Annotated in this window: 12 protein-coding genes and 1 pseudogene; 1 reads left to right on the plus strand and 12 read right to left on the minus strand. The window is 50.5% G+C overall.

Annotated features, from left to right (window positions below):
- Positions 1 to 12 precede the first annotated feature (12 nt).
- From JFU37_RS21525 to JFU37_RS21535, 3 genes are all read right to left on the minus strand, one after another.
- Positions 13 to 807: an SDR family NAD(P)-dependent oxidoreductase gene (locus JFU37_RS21525; RefSeq protein ID WP_201118428.1), complete on the minus strand. Its 795-nt coding sequence runs from the start codon at positions 805 to 807 to the stop codon at positions 13 to 15.
- A gap of 265 nt (positions 808 to 1,072) precedes the next feature.
- Positions 1,073 to 1,408, minus strand: a complete 336-nt coding sequence (locus tag JFU37_RS21530) for a ComEA family DNA-binding protein (protein WP_201118431.1) — start codon at positions 1,406 to 1,408, stop codon at positions 1,073 to 1,075.
- 112 nt (positions 1,409 to 1,520) lie between these two features.
- Complete coding sequence (locus JFU37_RS21535; protein WP_201118434.1) at positions 1,521 to 3,515, minus strand: polysaccharide biosynthesis protein; 1,995 nt, start codon at positions 3,513 to 3,515, stop codon at positions 1,521 to 1,523.
- Positions 3,516 to 3,627: 112 nt separating this feature from the next.
- On the opposite strand from JFU37_RS21535, the pseudogene tnpC reads away from it, so the two are divergent.
- Positions 3,628 to 4,371 (plus strand): annotated as a pseudogene (tnpC, locus tag JFU37_RS21540) (IS66 family transposase); the annotation flags it as partial.
- A gap of 955 nt (positions 4,372 to 5,326) precedes the next feature.
- Here the strand turns inward: tnpC and JFU37_RS21545 are convergent.
- The 9 genes from JFU37_RS21545 to gmd all read right to left on the minus strand — a co-directional run bounded on the left by JFU37_RS21545 (position 5,327) and on the right by gmd (position 15,834).
- A complete protein-coding gene (locus JFU37_RS21545; protein WP_201118437.1) occupies positions 5,327 to 7,333 on the minus strand; it encodes a polysaccharide biosynthesis protein in 2,007 nt (668 codons plus the stop codon).
- A gap of 179 nt (positions 7,334 to 7,512) precedes the next feature.
- Entirely contained in the window at positions 7,513 to 8,106 is a 594-nt protein-coding gene (locus tag JFU37_RS21550) for a sugar transferase (protein ID WP_201118439.1), read from the minus strand.
- Entirely contained in the window at positions 8,099 to 9,262 is a 1,164-nt protein-coding gene (locus JFU37_RS21555; protein ID WP_201118441.1) for a DegT/DnrJ/EryC1/StrS family aminotransferase, read from the minus strand. Before JFU37_RS21555 ends, JFU37_RS21550 begins: the two co-directional genes overlap by 8 nt.
- Entirely contained in the window at positions 9,255 to 9,896 is a 642-nt protein-coding gene (locus JFU37_RS21560; RefSeq protein ID WP_201118443.1) for a GNAT family N-acetyltransferase, read from the minus strand. Before JFU37_RS21560 ends, JFU37_RS21555 begins: the two co-directional genes overlap by 8 nt.
- Positions 9,893 to 11,125, minus strand: coding sequence for a glycosyltransferase family 4 protein (locus JFU37_RS21565; protein ID WP_201118444.1), 1,233 nt, complete (start codon positions 11,123 to 11,125; stop codon positions 9,893 to 9,895). Before JFU37_RS21565 ends, JFU37_RS21560 begins: the two co-directional genes overlap by 4 nt.
- 14 nt (positions 11,126 to 11,139) lie before the next feature.
- Complete coding sequence (locus tag JFU37_RS21570; RefSeq protein ID WP_201118446.1) at positions 11,140 to 12,546, minus strand: mannose-1-phosphate guanylyltransferase/mannose-6-phosphate isomerase; 1,407 nt, start codon at positions 12,544 to 12,546, stop codon at positions 11,140 to 11,142.
- Positions 12,543 to 13,595, minus strand: coding sequence for an EpsG family protein (locus JFU37_RS21575; protein WP_201118447.1), 1,053 nt, complete (start codon positions 13,593 to 13,595; stop codon positions 12,543 to 12,545). Before JFU37_RS21575 ends, JFU37_RS21570 begins: the two co-directional genes overlap by 4 nt.
- A gap of 141 nt (positions 13,596 to 13,736) precedes the next feature.
- A complete protein-coding gene (fcl, locus tag JFU37_RS21580; RefSeq protein ID WP_274609951.1) occupies positions 13,737 to 14,711 on the minus strand; it encodes a GDP-L-fucose synthase in 975 nt (324 codons plus the stop codon).
- 1 nt (position 14,712) lies between these two features.
- Positions 14,713 to 15,834, minus strand: a complete 1,122-nt coding sequence (gene gmd / locus JFU37_RS21585; RefSeq protein ID WP_201118449.1) for a GDP-mannose 4,6-dehydratase — start codon at positions 15,832 to 15,834, stop codon at positions 14,713 to 14,715.
- Positions 15,835 to 15,841 lie beyond the last annotated feature (7 nt).

Consider the following 15,841-nt stretch of genomic DNA (forward strand, 5'->3'; position numbering starts at 1 on the left):
GTTCATGACGCCTCACTTATAACGCGCGGCGGCAGAACTTTTGGACAAATTTGGCGCCATCACGTAACGCGCCGCAACGAAGGCCTCCCACTCGCTCGCATCCGGCAACGAAGGAATGGTGATCAACTCGCCCTGGTCCAGACCCGCCAACGCCGCATCGACCATCTCCCCCGCTTCCATGACCATCTCCGCCGGAATCTGGGAAGCGTCGATACCGGAACGTTCCCAGATTTCAGTCCGTGTTGCCCCTGGCAACACCGCCTGAATCCTGACTCCAGTGCCTTCCAGTTCAGCATTCAACGACTGCGTCAGACTTAACACATAGGCCTTACTCGCGCTGTAAGTCGCGTTGAAGCGCTCGGGAAACAATGCCACCACCGAGGCGATATTAATGATCGAACCCCGACCGGCCTTGGTGAAGCTGGCAGCCGCCGCCGACGCCAACCGCGTGACCGTCGTGACATTCAGTTGGATCAAGCGCTCCAGCTGATCCATGTCGGCATTGGCCAACAAACCATCGGCCGCGACCCCGGCATTATTTAGCAACAGGCTGATGCTCGAATCGCTGCGAAGACGTTGCTCCAGCTTCAACACATCCTCCTTTTGCGTGAGATCGGCCTTGAGCACCTCGACCTGAACACCATGCTCGGCGCGCAACTTGCTCGCCGCCGCCTCCAACCGTTGTTCATCGCGAGCGACCAACAACAAATCGAAACCACGCGCCGCCAACCGCTCAGCGTAAATCGCACCGATACCGGAAGAAGCACCGGTGACGAGGGCCGTACCTTGGGACTGGATGGAAGTCATGACTGTGCTCCTGGGGGATGCTTGAGGGAGTGCAAGCGTCTGAGGTTCAGAACGCTTAGGCGGGAAACGGATTTTATTATAGGCATAATTTCAGCCGTATATGATAGCCGTAATTTTTCCCATACCGACAGAAGGTCCGCCCCTGTAGGAGCTGCCGAAGGCTGCGATCTTTTGATCTTTTGATCTTTTGAGATTATCCCCCTCTCCACAAGCCAGAGGGCAAAAAGGCCGGTCAATGACCGGCCCCTGGCGCTGACTTACCCGCTTAGTTCACCTCGAGCTTCTCGCGATTCTTATCCAGAATGGCTTTGCCAATCCCCTTCACTTCGAGCAATTCGTCCACCGACGCAAACGGCCCATTACTCTCACGATAGGCAACAATCGCTTTAGCCTTGGCCTCACCCACACCGGACAACTCACGTTGCAGGGTCGGCGCATCGGCCCCGTTCAGGTCGACCTTGCCGGACTGTGCCTTGGGAGAAACCTCCAGGACCACGGGTGCATTGCCAGCCTCGAGCTTGACCGTCGGCGCAGCAACTGCAGCAATAGAGGTGCTGGTGAGCAAGGCAAAAACCAGAGAGTAGAAATAGCCAGTACGCATAAATGACGCTCCATGACATCAATTGAGAAAGCAGCTTTTCCGAAGCTGCCTTCCAAACTTAGGCGATGTCTGGAGCCTGTCAAAAATGTGTCCGTTACAGGATGTGAAACAATCAGGGCTCGAGTCGACGTTGCTGGTAGATCCAGTCCACGATATCGCCATCGGGGGTGTAGCCACTGACGGTTTCGCGCAGGATCTGTCGGACGCGGGCGTAATCGTCCTGTTCGACGGCAATCAGCAACTCGGTCAATCGGGTCTTGAGCACATCCCAAGGCAAATGATCTTCGTTGGCGCTCATGATCATCGGGTGCTGCGTCGCTACCACGTTGTCGCCGATCAGCAACTCTTCGTAAAGCTTTTCGCCGGGACGGAGGCCAGTGAATTCGATGGAAATATCACCTTGCAGATTCTTCTCCGAGCGAACGCTCAAACCGGAGAGGTGAATCATCTTCTCTGCAAGCTCGACAATCTTCACCGGCTCGCCCATGTCCAGAACAAAAACATCGCCGCCCTGCCCCATGGAACCCGCCTGGATAACCAGTTGAGCCGCTTCGGGAATGGTCATGAAATAGCGGGTGATTTTCGGGTGCGTGACCGTCAACGGTCCACCGGACTTGATCTGACTGTGGAACAGGGGAATCACTGAACCGGAAGACCCCAGCACATTGCCAAAGCGCACCATGGTGAAACGCGTCTTGTTGACCCGGGACACATTGGCTTTGTCGCCGAACAACACCGGGGCGATCTCTCGACTGAGGGCTTGCAGTGTCAACTCCGCCAAGCGCTTGGTGCTGCCCATGATATTGGTCGGGCGCACGGCCTTATCGGTGGAAATCAGCACAAAATTGGACACACCCGACTGCACGGCAGCCTGAGCAGTGTTGAGCGTGCCAATCACGTTGTTGAGCACGCCTTCAGCGATGTTGTGCTCAACCATGGGCACGTGCTTATACGCAGCGGCATGATAGACCGTGTCCACGCTCCAGGTCTTCATGACATCCAGAAGTTTGTCCTGATGACGAATGGAACCCAGGATTGGGCGTAGACGCACAGACACCGACTTGCGACTTGCGCGCTGCTCCAGTTCCGACAAAATGCTGTAGAGGTTGAATTCGCTGTGTTCAAACAGCAAAAGCGTCATCGGACCGAGCGCGAAAATCTGCCGGCAAAGTTCCGCACCGATCGATCCGCCTGCGCCTGTGACCATGACTGTCTTGCCTTTAATACAGCGTTCGAGCAGGTCTGGTTGCGCGGGCACCGAATCACGTCCCAGCAAGTCGGCGATATCCACTTCCTGGATGTCTTCGACCTTTACCCGGCCGCTGGCCAGGTCGGAGAAGTTGGGTACGCTTCGAACGTGGAGAGGATAGTCCTCAAGAAAATTGAGAATTTCCCTACGGCGTGCGCGGGTTGATGATGGCAGCGCAAGTAGAATCTCCTGGGCACCTGTTTCATCGATCATTTGTTGAATGTGTTTTGGTTTGTAGACTTGCAGGCCGGCGATGGAGCGATTGGCGATGCTTGAATCGTCGTCGATAAAGGCTACGGGGCGCATAACGCGCCCCATGCGAAGTGCCGCGACAAGCTGATTGCCAGCCATCCCTGCACCATAAATCGCAACCCTGGTGAGGCCATTGTCACGATTCGTGAAAGGTACATGCTGGGAAACGGTGAACCAGTCGCCCATGAAGTATTGACGCATACACAATCGCAAGCCGCCGATGATGACGAGGCTAAGCCACCAGTAGTTGAAAACAATAGAGCGAGGTACCACGGCTTCGTAGTTGCTATACCAAAATACCACGAGTGCCAGGATCAGCGATGAGAGACTGACGGCTTTTATGATGGCGATAAGCGCGTCATTGCCGAAATAGCGCATCACTGCGCGGTACAGACCAAAGCGAATAAAGAGCGGTATGGCTATAAGCGGAGCGCAAATGAATAGCCATAGATGAGCCCTTAACGGATTGATCATTTCATCAATGCCCAATCGCACCATAAATGCCATCCACAGTGCCACCCACACGAGAACGATATCCGTGAGGACCTGAATCAATCGCTTTTGTCGCCGGGGTAACGCCAACAAAAACGTTCGAATCCTATCCAAATCGCCGCTTACCAATCTGGCCTACTCCCTTTTGGTTGAATCGGTACTACTCATTGTACCGGCGTTTTTCAAGGTGGTTTTGGCGTCAAGCGTCTAACTATGCCGCTTTTTGATGTGGGTGCAAACCCGCGGGCCACCAAATCAGCCTGTGATCCTTTTTGACTACTCGACCAGCCGGGCGCAGGAGGTTCCGTCGCGCCTGCTCAAAGGTTATCACGGCTACCTGATAACCGATGATTGCGCTGGTTATAACGCCTTGGGTGCGCAGTCCGGTGTCGAACGTTTAGGCTGTTGGGCACATGTGCGACGCAAGTTTATCGAGGCGCAAAAGGTGCAGCCTAAAGGTAAAACCGGGCGTGCCGATATGACCCTGAATCTGATCAACAAGCTGTACGGTATCGAGCGAGATTTAAAAGAAGTCGGCGATGAACATCGCCACGAAAGCCGACAGCAAAACAGCCTGCCGGTGTTGGTGCAGTTGTAAACATGGTTGGAGAAAACCCAGCCACAAGTGACGGCGCAAAATGCACTGGGCAAAGCCATCAGCTACCTGGCCAGCAACTGGATCAAGTTGGTGCGCAACACCGAAGCCGGTTACTTGCCGATCGACAACAATGCGGCAGAGCGTGCGATCAGGCCCTTCGTTATCGGGCGCAAGAATTGGCTGTTCAGCGACACGCCCAAAGGCGCGATGGCCAGCGATCCACTTTACAGTTTGGTCGAGACGGCTAAAGCCAACGGCCAAGAGCCCTATGCGTGGTTGCGCCACGCACTTGAACGCCTGCCACAGGCAACCTCGGTTGAAGATTACGAAGCCTTGCTGCCTTGGAACTGCTCGCTCGCATCGCCTCGCTAAGCGCACCGCCTATTTTTGAATAGGTGGGGTTCATGGGCGAACCGTTGTTCGATAGGCACCTCGTCGCCATTTTCATCCGCCCAGGGGAGGATGATCTCGACCACAATGCCCTGGTCGATCCGTGCGTAGCTTTTCATCATGCGTACCCTCAAATGATAACAATACCGGCTTTACCGGCGCCTCCGGGCTGGTTTGCCCCACCGGACCCAGCCACTACCCCCGATCCGCCTGCACCGTAGTTCGGAGCGGCCACGCCACTTGAGTTGATATAACCGGCGAAATGCCACCACCGTCGAACATGGAAGCGCCGCCAGCACACTTTTTCAACTTTGGCATCGGGACGCATCATGGCCGCTGGCTTCTGAAAGAGATCGGGAGCACAGCATCAGGCATCAAATCGCGGCTTTGAATGTGGGGTTCGTGGAGCGGTTACATTTCAACAAGTGGGTGCATAACCCGGACGGGCTTTACGATATTGATCCCGCGACGGGTAACGCCTCCAACTGCGCAGCCCGAGTCACTTCCCACTACCGGCACTTCCATGTGGATCTGCAGGACGCCGGTGAGGTCAAGTGCTGCACGCCCAACATCGATTGCCGCGCTTGCCGGCTCTATGCTCAGTCCCTGGGAAGCGCGTTACAAAGACAAACCGGCCGCTCACGCAGAGGGGCTGACTTCGAGACCTAGATGAAGTTATGGCGGCTCTGGCATCTGTTGTTCTGGGGAGAACTGCCAGATGAATTTGCTCAAGATGATAGTCAGCATCGCCCAATAGTCGTTGCTGACAGCGCCCCACGATTAATAAATATAATATCAAGCACTTTTTAACAGACGCATGTACAAGCAGCCCCCTATCGACATCATCAAGGCGGAAACGGCTTCCCCAAGCCGTCTCCCAAACCTATCGATGTCGATAGCCGATCAAAAAATGACAGCGTTGCTAGTTGTGCAACCGTCAGGGCTCCCTGCGATGCTGCTGGTAAAGCCAGTCGACAATTTCACCATCCGGAGCATAACCACTGACGGTATTTCGTAGCAGCTGACGAACCCTTGCATAGTCGTCATTCTCGATAGCTTGTAGCAATTCGGACAACCTCACGCTGAGCACATCCCACGGAAGCAGATCTTCATTCGCACTCATGATCATCGGGTGCTGAGTGGCGACCACGTTGTCTCCAATCAGCAGCTCTTCGTAAAGCTTTTCACCTGGGCGAAGCCCAGTAAACTCGATCGCAATATCACCGTGGGGATTTTTATCCGAGCGGACACTGAGGCCCGAAAGATGAATCATCTTTTCCGCCAATTTGACGATCTTTACGGGATCCCCCATATCCAACACAAAAACATCCCCTCCCAGTCCCATCGAGCCCGCCTGGATAACTAATTGGGCAGCCTCAGGAATAGTCATAAAATAACGGGTAATTTTCGGGTGTGTCACCGTCAATGGACCGCCAGACTTGATCTGCTTATGGAAAAGCGGAATAACGGACCCGGAGGAGCCCAGCACATTACCAAAACGCACCATGGTAAAACGGGTTCTATTCACTCGAGAGACATTCGATCTGTCACCGAAGAGAACGGGAGCCTGTTCTTTACTGAGCGCTTGCAAAATCATTTCAGCCAGACGCTTGGTACTGCCCATCACATTCGTTGGCCGTACAGCCTTGTCAGTGGAAATCAACACGAAGTTTGTCACGCCCGCTTGCAATGCTGCCTGAGCGGTATTGAGTGTACCTAGCACATTATTATGCACGCCCTCGGCAATATTATGTTCGACAATAGGAACATGTTTATAGGCAGCTGCGTGATAAACCGTATCGATGTGCCAGGCACTCATCACACTCAGTAATTTTTCCTGATTTCGCACCGACCCCAAAATGGGTAACACACGAACAGACAGGGCTTCACGAGAAACACGCTGTTCAAGCTCAGACAAGATACTGTAGAGGTTGAACTCACTATGCTCGAACAACAAAAGCGTCTTAGGGCCCAAGGTCAGAATTTGCCGACAAAGCTCTGAACCAATAGACCCCCCAGCCCCCGTGACCAGCACCGAACGCCCCTTGATACAATGCTCAAGCAGTTCCGCTTGAGCCGTAACAGCATCACGCCCCAACAAATCGGCGATATCCACTTCCTGAATATCATCGACTTTCACTCGCCCACTGGCCAAGTCCATAAAGCCGGGAACACTACGAACGTGCAGAGGATAGGTTTCCAATAGGCTCAGAATTTCACGACGGCGACCTCGTGAAGAAGACGGTACTGCCAATAAAATTTCTTGGGCGCCCGTGGAGTCGATCATCTGTTGGATATGTTTAGGTTTGTAGACCTGTAGCCCCGAAATGATCCTGTCGGCGATGCTGCTGTCATCATCGATGAAGGCAACGGGACGCATCACACGCCCCATCCGCAACGCCGCGACCAGTTGATTGCCCGCAGCACCGGCCCCGTAAATAGCTACTCTGGGCAAACCATTGTCACGACTGGCAAATGGCACATGCTGAGCCGCTGCAAACCAGTCGCCGAGAAAATACTGGCGCATGGCCAAACGCAGGCCACCAATCATGATCAGACTTAGCCACCAGTAGTTGAAAATGATCGAACGAGGAACAACATTTTGATGATTGCTGTACCAATAAACGATAACACCAAGAATCAGGGACGACAGACTGACCGCTTTGACGATTGTAATAAGAGCATCATTGCCGAAATAGCGCATGACGGCACGATACATACCAAAACGAATAAATAACGGTATGCTAACAACTGGCGCACTGAGAAAGAGCCAAAGTTGAGTTCTAAAAGGGTTGATCATCTCATCAACCCCTAACCGCACAATAAAAGCCATCCACAAAGCCAACCAAACCAGCCCCACATCCACGCAGACCTGAATAATACGTTTGTGGCGACGCGGGCGCGTAACCAACCAGTTACGCAGCCTATCGACATTTCGTTGCACAGTGACACCTCTTATTGCAGAGCACTCGTCAAACCTAACAGAAAATGATTGCCTGAAACAAAGCCGATCAGCCAGATTGCACTGAAAGAATACAGGAGAAATCGACACCGCACACCGGCTTTCCCCCCAGCCCGCCCCCGATGCCGAACAGGCTCGGCAACGGCCTAAGCGGCTAACTCTCAGCGGATTACAATTTTCAGCAATGTGGCAAAAATGATCCGAATATCCACACACACACCATGATTTTTTACATATTCCAAATAATAAGCTTGCTTGATTGGCAATATCACATCTATGTAGGCCTGCCGAGGATCCGGGTACTTGGCCAGCAACTGATTTTCATCCACCATTTCAATAGATGCACGATCGGTAATGCCCGGTCGCACCGACAACACACGCTCCCTTACAATCGGGTCATAGCAATCCATGAACTCCTGCACCTCGGGTCGAGGCCCGACAAGGCTCATTTTCCCAAGCAGCACGTCTATCAACTGAGGGAGCTCGTCGATCTTGAATCGTCTCAGAAAATAGCCCGAGCGAGTAATCCGGTTATCCTCACCTACCGTCAGACGACCACCGGACTCCGAGTCTGTGCGCATTGTTCTGAATTTATGAATTCGAAACGACTCACCGAAGCGTCCTACTCTGACCTGCCTGAAAAAGGCGGGTCCCGGGGAATCATATTTTATCCATAAAAAAATCAACAAAAAAAGTGGGCTCAATACGAGCAGCCCTAACAACGAAAACAGTATATCGAAAAATCGTTTAAGCATTGTTCAGCACCGAGCGGATGCTGTTAACCACACGAAGCAGATCTTCCTCAGTCATCTTGGTATAGAGGGGAATGGAAACTTCTTGCTCAAACAGCCTTTGTGCGACAGGAAACATTTCGGGCGTCACTGCGCAGCTCTCCTTCCAATAAGGGTGGAGATGCAATGGAATAAAATGAACCGAGCAACCGATACCACGTTTTGCCATTTCCTCAATAAACGTGTCTCTGCTGACCCCGCACTCCGGAAGCAAACGAATCGGGTACAAATGTCGAGCATGCAAATCTCCGGCTGCTGCATCAGGTGGCAAGCAGATAGGCAAACCCGCCAGTGCGGAATTATAAGCCTGCGCCATCAACTCTCTCTTGACCTGAAAGCCTGGGAGTCTGTGCAGTTGATGAATCCCCATCGCCGCTGCGATGTCACTCATGTTGTATTTGAACCCCGGCGCGACGATTTCGTAAAACCAAGCCGGTGTTTTGGAAACATAACGATCAAATGCGTCTTTGCTAATCCCGTGCAAACGCATGATTTTGCAGCGTTTGGCAAGCTCGGCATCCGCCGTAACGACCATCCCGCCTTCACCGGTCGTCATTGTTTTATTTGCATAAAAACTGAAGACGGTGAAATCCGATGCCAACTTGCCGATTTTGCACCCGCGCCACGTCGTAGGTAACGCATGAGCGGCATCTTCCACGACTCGCAGACCATGCTGCTTCGCGATGGACAGGATCGCGTCCATGTCACAGCTAAGACCGGCAAAGTGAACAGGCATGATTGCTTTTGTTTTCGGCGTAATGGCCGCAACAATAGCCTGCGGGTCAATATTGAAAGTGCTTTCAAGTACGTCAACGAAAACGGGAGTGCCGCCAAGATATCGAACCACCTCGGCGGTGGCGGTGAAGGTATAGGTGGGCAGTATCACCTCATCACCAGGACCAATCCCGATGGCCTCCAGGGCAAGGTGCAGGCCAGCGGTGGCCGAGTTCACAGCGATACTCTCGACCCCCCCGCCAAGGAATTCAGAGAAATTCTGCTCAAACTGACGAGTTTTTGGTCCCGTGGTGACCCAACCCGAACGGATCGCATCCACGACTTCAGCAATTTCCTCTTCCCCAATCTCGGGAAGCGCAAAAGGCAAAAACTTTTCATCAGACATGCTGCACCCCTAGCTGTTTCATATAACGATTCATGTGTCTTCCCCCGCCCTTCAACACCGTTGATTCGAGCCGGTAACCATTGTTCAAATAAAAAGAATTAACAGCCGAGTTTTCATCCTGATCCGTCATCAAATAGACAAAATCAAATCGAGACTCATTCGCAAAAGACTCTACATTTTCCAGCAGCTTTTTCCCGACACCCTGTCCCTGAGCCTCAGGTGATACAGATATGGTACTCAATAAGACAGCGTTTGCCGTATTAAATTCGCTGCTCGCATCCCCTCTGTAAAAAATGGCGGAGACCAATTTACGTGCGACCAAGCCTGGTTTTTTTAACAAACTCGGGATGGCCCGAATGGAAAATTTCAACCACTGCTTTTTCAACAGTTCTTTATAAAACAGAGAAGGATTCCCAATTGCAACAGCAGAACCAATTGGCTTTTTTCCTTGTCCATCGGTGTCGAACGCCACCAGACAGGCACAGTTCGGAGAGGACAAATAATTACTATAGAGCACGCTCAAAAAACCCTCCCCCAATGAACTCAGAAAAAAATCAGGGAAGGCGGCGATGTGAAGATCCACCAAACTCCTGACGAGATCAGGATCAGGAGTACTTATCTTTTTGACATTCATACCAGACTCCCAAAAATCTTATTGATTTTTGCCAAGGCCACGTCAGATGAGTAGAAATTTTCAGCATATTCCCGACCTGATGTGCCCATGCTCAGACGCTCCTGAGGGGATAGCTCCATGAGTGAGTCCAGACAGGAAAAAATGGCCTGATCGGTTCTATCCTCAACACAAAACCCCGCTCCTGATTTCTCGAGTTCGATTGCCGATTCACTCCGCTTGTTCGTCAACAACATGATCGGACGAGAAGAAAGCATGTAGGTAATCAGTTTTGAAGGTACCGATGCCCACTCTTGACCTGCAGCAATAGGAAGCAACAGCACGTCGGCAGCACCAAAGACAAGGGAGGTCATCTCTGAGGGCCATGGGACAATAAACTTAACCTTTGACTCGCATCCGCTCTTACTCACAAGCTCACGCAAACCGGGTACCAGAGAACCGTCCCCAGCCAGAACGAATAGCACATCTTTCTTAAAGAGAACGACGTGTTGCATCAACTCATCCAGTCCGGAAGCAACCCCCATATTGCCACCGTAAACACAGACAAATGTCTCATCCCTAAGCGTTATAGAGAGGTGCCTCGCCAATTCCGTCCGAGCCTCAGTCCTGTCGCACACTTCAACCTGGTTACTTTTCACCCAATTTCGAATCACGGTGACTTTACTTTCCTTCACGCCTCGCCGCTCAACGAAAGCGGACTTGAAACCTTCGGAAATAACCACGATATGGTCACATTTTTTTGCGATCCATGAGTCTAAAAAAAACAGCGTCTTGAATATAGCACTGGTCTCTTTCAAGCGCTTTTGTGCTGACAACGATTCAGGGTAAAGGTCCTGAATACTCGCAACGACCTTTATGCCCTTTATTCGGCACGCCAACACCAATAAGCCCAAGGAAAAAACCGGCCAGACATTCGCGTAAACCAAATCCACCTTGCGTTGTTTCAGGATAAAAATGAATACCGATAAACCGAATGAAATATTTTCAATAAATCGGGAAAAAAAACCAGATTTTTTCGACGCCAGCGCAGACAACCTCGCCACCTTGAACGGCTGCGGCATCTCTGAAATTTTTCTCTCGACATCGGCCTTTGCAATATTCCTACTGGGTGTAGGGCATGCGACCACGACCTCATGACCTTCACCGTGAAGGTACCGAGCCACGTCCATACTTGTCTTTGCACTGACAACAGGCTCGGGAGGGAAAACGCAGCTCGCAACAATTACTTTCAAGTCACACACCTCAATTAACTACGTCCATAACGATCTTCAAAGCGAACAATATCGTCCTCTCCCAAATACGAACCCGACTGAACCTCAATCAACTCAAGAGGTAATTTCCCCGGGTTTTCCAGCGCGTGGACCTGGCCAATTGGAATGTAGGTGGATTGATTTTCAGTCACCAAATAGCTTTCTTTACCATTGGTCACCTTTGCCGTTCCGCTGACCACAACCCAATGTTCAGCTCGATGATGATGCATCTGCACAGACAGCTTTGCGCCCGGTCTTACTGAAATACGCTTGACCTGATAACGGTTGCCCTTATCAATAGAGTCGTAGCTTCCCCAGGGTCGGTATACTTCACGATGACAAAGAAACTCCGACCTGTTTTTCGACTTTAATTTGTCGACAATAACCTTGACATCCTGAACGCTGTCTTTATGCGCGATCAATATTGAGTCTTTTGTTTCGACAATGACCAAGTCATCCACCCCTACCGCCGTGACAAGGCGACTTTCAGAGTGCACGTATGTATTACGTGTGTTATGGACCAGAACATCGCCTTTCAGTATATTCCCTTCCTCATTTTTTGAGCCAACATCCCATAACGCTGACCAAGACCCAATATCGCTCCAGCCGGCGCCCATAGGAACCACTACTGAGTTAGCCGTTTTTTCCATAACCGCGTAATCGACTGACAAATCGGGACATGCGGAAAAAATCTTTGCATTGATACGCGTAAAGTGAAGATCTTCTTCTCCTTCGCTAAGCGCCTCACGGCAAATATCAAAAATTTCAGGTTGAAAAAACTTCAGTTCTTTCAGGAAACTGCTCGCACGAAACAAAAACATGCCGCTGTTCCACAAGAAACCGCCTTGCTTCAGGTAACCCTCCGCCACGGAAAGTTTAGGTTTCTCGACAAACTTCTTTACCTCGTAGCCCCCACCGTCAAGAGACATGCCCTGTTCGATGTAACCGTAGCCGGTCTCCGGGGAAGTTGGATTAATGCCGAATACGACCAGACGCCCCGACTCTGCAAAAGGTAATGCCGTCAACACGCTGGCGTGGAAGGCGGATACGTCCTGGATATAGTGATCTGCTGCCAGGACCAAGATAACGGGGTCCTTACCATCCTGCATGACCCTCATTGCGGCCAGAGCAATGGCCGGGGCCGTGTTGCGACCTTCAGGCTCCAAGAGAATATTCGCATCCTCAAGCCCTATTTGACGTAACTGCTCAGCCGCCAAAAACCGATGTTGCTCATTACAGATCAGCTGAGGAGGAACGGAAGTGAGCCCCTCCAAACGTCGAATCGTCGTCTGCAGCATAGAAGAGTCATCGATCAGGGGCAGGAACTGCTTGGGATGCTGCTGGCGTGAGATGGGCCAGAGCCTGGAACCAAATCCACCCGCCATAATCACCGGAACGATCATAAATCACCTAATACAGAAGTGTATGGATTAACAAACTCAAGGACGAGCAATATATAGACCAACTGAAATACCGCCACACCGAGCACCAACGCACCACCCAGACGACGTCCGAATACGACAATGTAGGAAATCAAAGAAAATATCATAAAACCATTAAATATATCGGATATCCTGTAAGCAAACACCTGCAGATCATGAAGCGACAACAGGATAATCAATCCACACAAGTGAATTATTATCGAATAACTTAAAAAAGCAGACTCCCTCTTAATCCTATCAAATAGAAACACCAACGGCGTTAACATTATAAAATGAAACAACGCACGCATCGGATTAATACTTCCACCTTGACCGGAGAGCGCATTCTCAAGATAAAAACTTAAACGATCTATCTGCAGGATAGAGAAAAAATCAACCAATCCCTGCGACAAACTCAGATCAAGCATATAAAAAACAAACAAAAAACAGCATAACAAATAAAGCATCAACACTGTTCTAATGCTATTAAAATAAAAAAATACAAAAAACGGCAAAAAAATGGCTGTTGAGTAATGAAAAAGAACTGCGATAAAAAAAAACAGCAGTGCTCTCAAACGCTGCCCGATATAAAACGAGAAGGAAGATAAAAAAATAAACGCCACCGCGGCGCCTATTCTGATCTGGGTAAAGTCCTGCAAAAAGAAAAAATACGAAATATACAAAGCAACACTAAACCAATAATACCCGCTGACCCGCTTTGATACTAAAAACTTTATGCCCACACCTAATACTGCGTAGACCAAAAAAAGCAATTCCGAACTGCCACTCAAAAAAATAGAAACCTGAGACAAAAAATAAAATGTCGGCTCTATAAAAAACGCATCCAATGAACCACTGGCAACACCCGAAAAATAATCGATATAGTTAGAATGATCCTCAGACACACCCGGTGCTTGTAGTGCACACATGGCGGTCAACATGCACGCTAGTAAAAAATAGGCTGTTCCACTCTTTCTACCTAATGCAGAAAACAAGCAGGCCAATGAGAAAGGAATATAATATAAAAACATGAACCGTAACTCTGAATGTACAGATGGCAATCAAAGCATCGCCAGAACGAAATTTTTAGTTTTCTACACCTCGAACAATAACAGACAAAAGTGAGAATTTTCAAGCAGGATCCACCCGGGGCCCTGCTTGAAGCTATTGAGCTATCGCCTCACAAGGTTTTCATTTTTGACGAACCAGCCATACGTATCCTCCAACCCCTTTTCCAAAGATATGGAGGATTCCCAGCCCATGGCCCGTAGTCTAGAGACATCCATGAGTTTTCTGGGCGTCCCGTCTGGCTTACTTGTATCAAAGATAAGCCGGCCTTGATAACCGGTGATCGTGGCGATTGTCTCGGCGAGCTCACGGATGTTGCAATCTATCCCTGTGCCAACGTTAACATGAGAGAGCATTGGCTGCGCATGTGAAAAGTACTCCTCCTTCGACAGCCCCATGACATGAACAGAGGCTGCCGCCATGTCATCGACATGCAAAAACTCTCTCAGCGGCTTCCCACTCCCCCAGATGACGATCTCCTCCCTCTTCGATTGAGCGGCCTCGTGAAAGCGTCGTACCAAAGCAGGAATAACATGGCTGTTATCCGGATGAAAATTGTCATTCGGCCCGTAGAGGTTTGTAGGCATGACACTCCGGAAATCGCACCCATACTGGCGATTATAGCTTTCACAGAGTTTAATCCCCGCGATTTTGGCTATGGCATAAGGCTCGTTTGTTTCCTCCAGGGTTCCTGTCAACAATGCACTTTCTTTTATCGGCTGCTCAGCATACTTTGGATAGATACACGAAGACCCCAAAAACAGCAGCTTTTTCACCCCCCCCTTATAAGCTGAATGGATGAGGTTTGATTCAATCATTAAGTTTTCATAAATGAAATCCGCTGGATAGGTATTATTTGCATGAATACCCCCTACCTTCGCCGCCGCCAGGTAAACCTGATCGATTTCATGCTCTTCGAAAAACGCGCCAACTTCATGCTGATTGAGAAGGTCGAGCTCTTTCCGACCTCGCGTCAAAATGTTATTGAAGCCCAGCGCTTGCAAGCGGCGCACAATGGCAGATCCCACCATCCCCAAGTGCCCGGCGACAAATATTTTTTTACTCAAATTAGCATTCATGTCAGTGCTCCAAAGACACATGCACATCGTGTCCGTGGGACATTAACAGGGCGTGACGACGAGCGATCTTCAGGTCCTCTACGACCATCTCGGCACACATCTCCTGAGCCGTGATCTCAGGTACCCAGCCCAACACTTTTTTGGCTTTACTTGGATCGCCTAGCAGGGTTTCTACCTCCGCAGGTCGGAAGTATCGTGGATCCACCTGAACAATAACGTCTCCGGCTTTCAACGCGGGAGCTTTATCACCTTCCACTTTCTCTACGACGGCCTTTTCCGCTACGCCAGTACCTTCAAATCGCAGAGTGATGCCCAACTCATTAGCGGACCACACCACAAATTGGCGAACGGAATATTGGACACCCGTGGCGATAACAAAGTCATCTGGATTGTCCTGCTGCAACATCATCCACTGCATGCGGACATAATCTTTAGCATGCCCCCAGTCCCGAAGGGCGTCCATATTACCGAGGTAAAGGCACTTTTCCAGCCCCTGGCCTATGTTTGCGAGTGCCCGGGTAATTTTCCGGGTGACGAATGTTTCACCTCGACGAGGGGACTCGTGGTTAAACAAAATGCCGTTGCAGGCATACATCCCATAAGACTCACGATAGTTGACTGTAATCCAATACGCATACATCTTGGCTACCGCATAGGGCGAACGCGGATAAAACGGAGTGGTCTCTTTCTGCGGAGTTTCCTGGACCAAACCATACAGTTCAGATGTAGAAGCCTGATAGAAACGCGTTTTCTTTTCGAGCCCCAGTAGGCGGATAGCCTCAAGTAAACGCAGCGTGCCCATCGCGTCGACGTCTGCGGTATATTCTGGCGACTCGAAGCTTACTGCAACGTGCGATTGCGCCCCGAGGTTGTAGACTTCATCAGGTTGCACTTCTTGAATAATACGAGTGAGATTCGAGGAATCGGTAAGGTCTCCATAATGCAGGACAAAGTTTTTGTTCTCTACATGCGGGTCTTGATAAATATGATCAACCCGCTGGGTATTGAACGACGATGCACGCCGCTTGATCCCATGGACCTCATACCCTTTTTCGAGCAAGAACTCGGCCAGGTAAGAGCCGTCTTGTCCTGTCACACCGGTTATAAGAGCCTTCTTTTTCATGATGATG

This window comes from Pseudomonas sp. TH41 (assembly GCF_016650695.1).
Classification (GTDB): Bacteria; Pseudomonadota; Gammaproteobacteria; order Pseudomonadales; family Pseudomonadaceae; genus Aquipseudomonas.